The following is a 6,458-nucleotide window of genomic DNA, read 5'->3' as shown; positions in this document are numbered from 1 at the left end:
AGCGTCTTGGGCGCATGGCCCACGATGCGCTCGTCCACCAGGTGCAGCTCGGCATTCGTGCCGTGCCGGGCGAAGGAGCCGGCGTACCACACGCGGTCGCCGGGCTTGAACAGCGTGACCTCGGGGCCCACGGCCTTCACGATGCCGCTGGCGTCCCAGCCCAGCACCTTCCAGCGCTGGCCTTCGGCGGGGGCCGCGCTCTTGCGGATCTTGGTGTCCACGGGGTTCACGGAGATGGCTTGCACCTCCACCAACAAATCGCGGCCGGTGGCCACGGGGTCGGGCAAGGTGATGTCGACCAGCGCATCGGCATGGGTGATGGGCTGGGGGGTGGTGTATCCGACGGCTTTCATGGGGATGGCTCTTTCAACAAGGGGGATCAGTAGCGAAGATGAATGGCGGTGCCTCTGGGCCCGCTCTTACTTGCGGCACAGCCGTTCGTAGTACGACTGGATTTCCATCGCAATCCAGTCCTTCAAATCCCAGTCGGGGTGCTGCGCTTCCAGGATGGGCGTGAGCTCCTTCTGGATGGTGGCCAGGTCATTGCCTGCGGCGCAGCGGCGCGCCACTTCCTCGCGGGCCACGTCCATGTGGCGTGCCGACGCATCGAGGTCGGCGGCCGTGCCGATGCGGCCGTGCCCGGGGATCACGATCTTGGGGTTGGTGGCGGCCACCTTGCGAAAGATCTCGCGCCAGTTGAGCGGGTCGACGTCGGTGTCCGCTAGGTCCGGGAACCACGGCATGATGGGGAACGATTTGGTCTCCAGCAGGTCGCCCAGAATCACCACGCCCTGCTCGGGCACCGAGATCACCTGGTCGCCCAGCGTGTGCGCCGGCTGGTAGTAGTTGAGCTTGACCACGCGCCCGCCCAGGTCGATCTCGGCCTCGGTGTCGTACACCACATCGGGCATCACGAAGCGCACGTCCTTCATGGCCTGCGCCACGTCCAGCTTGTCCGAGAAGAGTTCGCGGAACGCGGGCCCCTTCTTGAGCAGCTCGTCGCGCTGCGCGCGGTTGTAGATGATGGTGGCCTGGCCCTTGAAGGCCTGCGCGCCAAAGCCATGCTCCGGGTGGAAGTGCGTCATGGTGAGGTACAGCTTCTTGTTGCCCGCCAGCTTTCTGGCGGTCTGCAGCACCAGTTGCGCGCTCTTGGTGCCCAGGCCTGTGTCCACCACCAGCGCCGCGTCGCGGCCGACGATGATGGTCACGTTGGGCACCAGAAAGACCTGCTGGCGGTCTTCGATCACGTGCACGCCGGGGCTCACCTCGGTGATGTTGGCCAGGTTCACCACCTTCTGCGCCGACACATCCTTGCCGGCGGCGAAAGCAGGCACGCTGACCAGCGCACAGGCCATCACGGCGGCGGCGCACAGCGCGACGGACTGGCGCAACACGATCTTGCGGGCGACCGGTGCAGGCCTTGGTGCAGGGTCCGCAAAGGCAGCGTGCGGCTGGCGGGAGTGGGGGATTCGCAGGGCATTCATGGTGGTCTTCGGTTCAGGGGGTGAAGGGGTGTGTCGAGAAGCGGTAGGTGAATTCTCAAGACCCGGTCACAATCTGTCCAACAGATAACCGATATAAATGATTATTTGATTTATGGATTTTCATGGCATCGACCTGAACCTGCTGGCCGCTTTCGACGCGCTGGCGAGCGAGCGCAACGTGACCCGCGCCGCCGTGCGCGTGGGCGTCAGCCAACCCGCGATGAGCGCCGCCCTGTCGCGCCTGCGCACGCTGTTCAACGACCCGCTGTTCCTGCGCAGCGCGCAGGGCTTGGTGCCCACGCCCAAGGCGCGCGAACTGGCCGGGCCGGTATCGCAGGCGCTGCAGCAGATCAAGGCCGCACTGCTGCCCAAGGAGCAGTTCGAGCCCGCCACCAGCGCCATGACCTTCACCCTGGGCCTGTCGGAATACCCGGCCTTCGTGCTGCTGCCCCTGCTCTCGCGGGCGCTGGAGCAACTGGGCCCCGGGCTGTCGCTGTCGGTGCACGCCATCGGCAGCCGCGACAGCGCGGTGGACCTGCTCGATGCCGGCACCATCGACGCGGCCATCGGCGTGCCGCCCACCCAGGCCGAGAACCGCATCCTCACCCGCTCCGTCATGCGCGACGAGTTCATCACCATCGTGCGCCGCGGCCACCCGGCGGTGAAGGACGGGATGAACATGCAGGTATTTCTGGCGCTGCGCCATGTGCTGGTGTCGCCCGAGGGCGACCGCCACGGCCTGGTCGACCAGGCACTGGCCTACCTGGGCCAGCGCCGCACGCTGGGCCTGGCGCTGCCGCAGATGTTTGCCGCCCCCAGCATGGTGGCGCAGACCGACATGGTGGCCACGGTGATGGGCCGCGTGGCGCGCCATTCGCCGCACTGGCGCAAGCTGGCGTCGTTCACGCCTCCCGTCACGCTGCCGGTGATTGGCTACGACCTCATGTGGCACCGGCGCAATGACGCGCACCCGGCGCAGCAGTGGCTCAGGGACCAGGTGGCGGCGCTGGCAGCGGCGCTGTAGCATGCGCCCCTGCCCACCAAGGACCTCTGTCGCGATGACGAAGATGCTGATGAAGATTTTCCAACCTGCGGTGCTTGCCGCATGCGCGCTCCTGGTGGCTGGGACTGCTTGCGCCCAGGCCGGCCCCCTGGCGCTGCATGACCTGCCCGTCGGCAAACCCCTGCGCGCCGTGCCGGAGTGTGCAAGGACTCAGGCGCAGGGCACATGGACCTATGCGGGGCGCTACCGCAACGAATGCATCGAGTGGCTGGTGCCCGGCCGCCAGCCCCCGGCCGAGCGCAGCGAGATACACCGCATCTACCTGCCATCGCCCCCTGCCCTGTCCAAAGGCAGCTACGTCAACCTGGAGGTGGGCAACGACGGCACGCTGATGCAAACCGTCGTGATGACCCGAGGGCTAGCAACCCAAGCGCAGGACCTGGCATCCCTGATCACCCTCTACGGCCGCCCTGCGGTCAACCGGGTGGTGACCGTCAAGGACGATGACACCGGCAAGACCATCGCGCCCATCCACGCGGAGTGGACGTTGAAGGACGGCTCCATGGTCATCTTCTGGGGCAAGACGGCGGACATCGAGACCGGGGGCGTGGGCATCTACTCCCCTGCCAGCACCCGGGAGATCCTTGAGGAAAGAAAGCGCGACGCATTGAAGGAAGCGGCCAGCAAGTAGCGCCCATCGCCCGCGCGAGGCACGCTGCCGCTCATCCAGAAGCCTCCTTTTCCAATCTTGGGTGATGGGAAACATGGTTCACCTGGCTTGCCGTTTGGGATGATCGAAACGCAATCCAGAGTTACATCACCAGGGCAGCGCCTTGCCCATGTGCGTAAAACTCCCCGAAGGGCCAGAGTCGTCGAGCAAGGCCATTGCCACGCTGGTCTTTGCGCCGGCCTCGGCATCGATTTCACCGTTGCCACCGTTCATGTCGGTCATCACATAGCCCGGGTGCACAGCGTTCACCTTGAGCGGGGTTCCCCTCAGTTCGTGGGCCAGATGCACGGTCCACGCGTTGACAACGCTCTTGGAGGCGTTGTAGGCCGGCAGTTTGAAATCGTAGATGGGCGAAGCAGGGTCTGTGTGCAGGCCGAACGAAGCGAGCTGGCTGGAGAGATTGACGATGCGACCCGCGGCTGCGGCCTTGAGCAGCGGCAAGAAGGCCTGGGTCACCTCCACCAGGGCGAACACATTGGTGTCGAAGGTCTCGCGCCACACCTGCAGCGACTGCTCGGAAGGCTTGCGGTCCATTGCGTCGAGCAGCACGCCCGCGTTGTTGACCAGGATGTCCAGGCGGCCGTAGGTGCTTTGCACATGCGCGGCGGCGTAAGCGATGCTGGCCGGGACGGTGACATCCAGCGCCAGGGGCTCAACGCTCAGGCCTTCGGACTGAAGGGCCTGCGCAGCCTTGGTCGCAGTGGCAATGCTGCGGCCGGCAAGCAGCACATGCACACCGGCCTGGGCGAGCTGGCGGGTGGTGGCAAGTCCTATGCCGCGGGTGGCGCCGGTGACGAGGGCAATTTTGGGCTGGTTGGTCATGGTGATGTCCGGTCAAGGTGGGAGAACAAATCGAGAGCCCGGCTCATTTGCGGCGTGTGTAGCTGTAGCTGATGCCCCGCCACTTCACCGGCGCAGATCCAGCCAGCGTGAAGTACTGGTCCTTCACTTCGTGGTCCGCATCCTGGCGTGTGATCACCTGCTCCATGCGCCAAAACTGGCCAATGGCGATGTCCCCAATGATATTGGGCGAGGCAAAGGGCAGAAAGCTCATGAAAATGCGCTGTTCAGGATCGGGGTCGATGCTGTAGGCCACCATCATTCCGTCCGGCACGCGGCCGTCCATGGACATGTATTGCCAGCGTCCTTCCTGCTTGTTGAAGGTCAGGAAGTCGGCGCGGGTAAAGGCTGCACCGGGTGCGCCGGGCACCGTGCGCAACACCTCTTCCAGCATCGGCCCGATCATGCGGCGCTCGGCCACCAGGCCCGTCTGCACAGTGGGCGTGGCGCCGGGCTTTTCCCAATTGGTGATGGTCACGTCCCAGGTTCCCGCGCGCTGAACGAGGGCCTTGGCTTCGGGGCCGAATTCGTTGAGCTTGTCCATCACGGACTGTGCATCGGCGGCGTTGGCCGGCACTGCGAAAAGGGTGGACGACAGCGCCAGCACAGCGGCGATGGCGGGGAGTACGCGGTGGGGTTTCGATGGCATCTTTGTTCCTTGGGTCGGCGTCGACATCGACACCGATGGAACAAAGTGTATTGACCGATGGATGAATGATAATCACCAGACAGAGCATCGATCTCACAACCAGGAGTGGTGAATGGACCGCCTTGCCAGCATGGCTACCTTTGTCAAGGTCGTCGACCTGGGCTCCTTCGCAGCAGCGGCGATGGCGCTGAAAATGTCGCCGCAGATGGTCGCCAAACACGTTGCCTACCTCGAAGCGCGCCTGGCCACGCGCCTGCTCAACCGCACCACCCGACGCCAGAGCCTGACCGAGATCGGCAAGACCTACTACGAGCGCTGCAAGGTGGTGCTGGCAGAGGTGGACTGGGCAGACGCCGCAGGCGACAACGCGACCGGCAGGCCGCGCGGGCGCTTGCGTGTCAACGCCCCGCTTTCGTTCGGTACCCACACCCTGGTGCCGCTGGTCGCGCGCTACCTGCGCCAGCATCCGGAGGTCGAAATCGAATTGGTGCTCAGCGACCGCTATGTCGACCTGATCGAGGAAGGCTTCGAGGCCGTCTTTCGCATCGGGCGGCTGGCCGATTCGTCGCTGACTGCGCGTGCGCTGCGCCCCTTTCGCTCGCTGGCATGCGCATCGCCTGCGTACCTGCAACAACGCGGAACCCCGCGCGACCCGGCAGACCTGCTTGCGCACGTATGCCTGGGCTATGTCGGCACGCGGCCCGGGTCGACCGACTGGCGGTTCATGCGAGACGGGCGCACATTCGACGTACCGGTGCGCGGCCCCCTGCAGGTGAACAACGCCGCCGCCTTGCTCTCAGGTGCGCTGGAGGGGTTTGGCATCGCCTTCATCGCAGAAGATCTGGCACGGGCTTCCATTGCCTCGGGCGCGCTCGTGCGCGTCTTGCCCGACTTCGAGACCCCGTCACGCCCGATGCACCTGCTGTTCCATGCCGACAGGCGGCTGACCAGCAAACTTCGCAGCTTCGTAGATGCGGTCACGCGGGAAATCGGACTCGATGATCCCCCGAATTCAAAATGAGCGCGGTGCGGTGACCCGTCCCCGCAGCCTCATGCCCGGTGCGCGATGCCAGCGCCCGCAGCGCGCTCGATCTGCGCTTGCAGCGGGGCCAGAAAGCCATCCATGGTCTGGGCCTGCAGATCGACGGCCTTGGCACCGCCGCCCGCCACCACGGTCACGTCCTCGATGCCGATGACGCCGAGGATGAGCCGCAGATACTGCGTGGCGATGTCGCGATCGCGAATGGGCGATCCCTCGGTGTAGACGCCGCCCGAGGCCATTAGCAGGGTTGCCTTCTTGCCTTTGACCAGGCCCTGGCCGTCCAGGCCGAGCGTCGCGCCCTTGCGCACGATATGGTCCACCCAGGCCTTGAGCGACGCGGGGACGTTGTAGTTGTAGACCGGGGTCGAGATGACCAGGTGCCCGGCCGCGAGCACCTCGGCGACCATCTCGTCCGACAGCCGCAGTTCGTCCCGCATCGCCTGCGTTTGGTTCGCGGGCGGCGTGAAGTAGGCATGCAGCCAGGGCGCCGTGACGAACGGGGGCGCGCCATCGGCATCGGCCAAGTCGCGGTGCACGACATGGCCACCCGGATGGGCGGTGCGCCAGGCCGCAAGAAAGCGCTGGGTCATCTGGCGCGAGACGGATTGGGCGCCGCGCGGGCTGGTCTCTACAACGAGGAGTCGGGTCATGCGAGTTTCTTTCCTTCTTTCGGGGTGGCTGGTGGGCCCGGTGGGTGCGCCGGACGAGGC

General features: G+C 65.6%; 8 protein-coding genes. 3 read left to right on the top strand and 5 right to left on the bottom strand.

Features of this window, described 5'->3' with window-relative positions; translation table 11 throughout:
- Both ASE28_RS27620 and ASE28_RS27615 read right to left on the bottom strand, forming a co-directional pair.
- Nucleotides 1–353 (bottom strand): alcohol dehydrogenase catalytic domain-containing protein (locus ASE28_RS27620; protein WP_157422157.1); only part of this gene is annotated, 353 nt, incomplete at its 3' end.
- 66 nt (nucleotides 354–419) lie between these two features.
- A complete protein-coding gene (locus tag ASE28_RS27615) occupies nucleotides 420–1,484 on the bottom strand; it encodes an MBL fold metallo-hydrolase (RefSeq protein WP_057269334.1) in 1,065 nt (354 codons plus the stop codon).
- A gap of 112 nt (nucleotides 1,485–1,596) precedes the next feature.
- On the opposite strand from ASE28_RS27615, the gene ASE28_RS27610 reads away from it, so the two are divergent.
- Nucleotides 1,597–2,508, top strand: coding sequence for a LysR family transcriptional regulator (locus ASE28_RS27610; RefSeq protein ID WP_057269333.1), 912 nt, complete (start codon nucleotides 1,597–1,599; stop codon nucleotides 2,506–2,508).
- A gap of 49 nt (nucleotides 2,509–2,557) precedes the next feature.
- On the top strand, nucleotides 2,558–3,178 hold the full coding sequence (locus tag ASE28_RS27605) for a hypothetical protein (RefSeq protein ID WP_157422156.1): 621 nt from the start codon (nucleotides 2,558–2,560) through the stop codon (nucleotides 3,176–3,178).
- Nucleotides 3,179–3,304: 126 nt separating this feature from the next.
- Here ASE28_RS27605 and ASE28_RS27600 read toward each other — a convergent pair whose 3' ends face one another.
- Entirely contained in the window at nucleotides 3,305–4,039 is a 735-nt protein-coding gene (locus ASE28_RS27600) for an SDR family oxidoreductase (RefSeq protein WP_057269331.1), read from the bottom strand.
- 43 nt (nucleotides 4,040–4,082) lie between these two features.
- Complete coding sequence (locus ASE28_RS27595; protein ID WP_057269330.1) at nucleotides 4,083–4,706, bottom strand: DUF1579 domain-containing protein; 624 nt, start codon at nucleotides 4,704–4,706, stop codon at nucleotides 4,083–4,085.
- A gap of 112 nt (nucleotides 4,707–4,818) precedes the next feature.
- On the opposite strand from ASE28_RS27595, the gene ASE28_RS27590 reads away from it, so the two are divergent.
- Nucleotides 4,819–5,727 (top strand): LysR family transcriptional regulator, encoded by a 909-nt coding sequence (locus ASE28_RS27590; RefSeq protein ID WP_057269329.1) that lies wholly within the window; start codon nucleotides 4,819–4,821, stop codon nucleotides 5,725–5,727.
- A gap of 29 nt (nucleotides 5,728–5,756) precedes the next feature.
- Here ASE28_RS27590 and ASE28_RS27585 read toward each other — a convergent pair whose 3' ends face one another.
- Nucleotides 5,757–6,398 carry an FMN-dependent NADH-azoreductase gene (locus ASE28_RS27585; RefSeq protein ID WP_057269328.1) on the bottom strand — a complete coding sequence of 214 codons (642 nt, stop codon included), beginning with the start codon at nucleotides 6,396–6,398 and terminating at the stop codon, nucleotides 5,757–5,759.
- Between the last annotated feature and the right edge of the window lie 60 nt (nucleotides 6,399–6,458).

The organism is Acidovorax sp. Root219, from assembly GCF_001428665.1.
Classification (GTDB): domain Bacteria; phylum Pseudomonadota; class Gammaproteobacteria; order Burkholderiales; family Burkholderiaceae_C; genus Acidovorax.
Note: the sequence above shows the minus strand (reverse complement) of the source record. Positions and strands in the feature narration are given on the sequence as shown.